The organism is Streptomyces sp. adm13(2018), from assembly GCF_008042145.1.
In the GTDB taxonomy this organism is placed as follows: Bacteria; Actinomycetota; Actinomycetes; order Streptomycetales; family Streptomycetaceae; genus Streptomyces.
Map to the genome: position 1 here is coordinate 1 of NZ_RDBH01000255.1, position 1,408 is coordinate 1,408.

Below are 1,408 nucleotides of genomic sequence, written 5' to 3' on the forward strand. Positions count from 1 at the left end.
CGCAGCGGCGTAAGGGGCGCTGACTGCGGGCTTCCTTCGGTCGGTGACTCCTAAGCCTCATTCGCAGCGAATCGCCCTTATCGGGCGACAAATCTGCAAGAAACCCTCGTCGGTCGCTCCTCACCACCACCAAGGGTGACCAGCGGGGCCCGAGTCCCAGCCCGAGGACGTCGGTCGGCTGGGGGTGCGCGGTYGTYGAATGGGGCGGCCCGGCGGCGCTCRGCGGSYGACCGAYGTCSTCGGGCTGGGMYTCRGGCCCCGCTGGTCACCCTTGGTGGTGGTGAGGAGCGACCGACGAGGGTTTCTTGCAGATTTGTCGCCCGATAAGGGCGATTCGCTGCGAATGAGGCTTAGGAGTCACCGACCGAAGGAAGCCCGCAGTCAGCGCCCCTTACGCCGCTGCGCGTCGAAACGGACCAGTACCCGTACCAAACGCCATACTCCCGCCGACGCTCCAAGCAGGGCGCCCGCTGTCAGCGTGGCCTTTCCCGCTGGACTGGAGGTCCCCAGGGCAATGGCGGGAACCAGAGCCACGGCAAAGACCACCGCAGCCAGCGCGATGGCAGTCACCAAAGCGAAAACGATCTCCACCGTCATGGCGTCCTTCTCCCACCGTGACTCACGTCCCATGTCCATGCCCCAAGTCTCACATCGCGATCCAGCACACCGAACAGCAACTGTTGTCATCCTCGCTGAGCAGTGACAGCCCATGAGATGACTCATTAGTCTCCGCCGATGGAACCTTCCAAGGTGATCGAGACGCTGTGGGGCCGGATCCAGGAGCGGGACTGGGCGGGTGTCGCCGATTTGATCGCGGAGGACGTCGTTGTCGAGTGGCCGGTCAGCCTCGAACGCATCATCGGCCGGGAGAACTTCGTCGCGGTGAACCGCGAGTATCCGGAGGGTTGGTCGATCCGGGTGCTCAAGGTCGTGGCCGAGGGCGACCAAGTCGTCTCCGAGGTCGAAGTGCCGCACGACAGTCTTGGCGTCTTTCGCGCGGCGTCGTTCTGGACCGTCCGTGACGGGCAGGTCGTCCAGGGGACGGAGTACTGGACGAGCCCGGGAGCTGACCCGCAGCCTGAATGGCGGACCGCCCTCGTCGAGCCGATGTGATGCGGCGGACCCCGCTGGTCACCCCTGATGGGTGGTGGGAAGCGGTCGGCGAGAGTTCCTTGCAGATTCATCGCCCAGTACGGGTGATGAGTCCCGAATGAGGCTTAATTCGAGACCTATTACCCGGAGTAGTGCGTGGTTTCTCTGGCTGCGACCCACCGGGAGTGATCAGCGGGGCCTGAAGCCCCGCCACGGACGAGCGCAATCCGCTGAGCCGGACCCCGACTGCCCCATTGAACGACCGCGCACCCCGGCCCGGCGGACGGAACCCCATCGGCCCCCGCCACTAGCCAAG

2 protein-coding genes are annotated in these 1,408 nt (G+C 65.5%); one reads left to right on the plus strand and one right to left on the minus strand.

Annotated features, from left to right (window positions below):
* Nucleotides 1–381: 381 nt before the first annotated feature.
* Nucleotides 382–636, minus strand: coding sequence for a DUF6332 family protein (locus EAO70_RS36240; RefSeq protein ID WP_148007033.1), 255 nt, complete (start codon nt 634–636; stop codon nt 382–384).
* Nucleotides 637–735: 99 nt separating this feature from the next.
* Here EAO70_RS36240 and EAO70_RS36245 point away from each other — a divergent pair, with 99 nt between their 5' ends.
* A complete protein-coding gene (locus EAO70_RS36245; protein ID WP_148007034.1) occupies nt 736–1,113 on the plus strand; it encodes a nuclear transport factor 2 family protein in 378 nt (125 codons plus the stop codon).
* Nucleotides 1,114–1,408 lie beyond the last annotated feature (295 nt).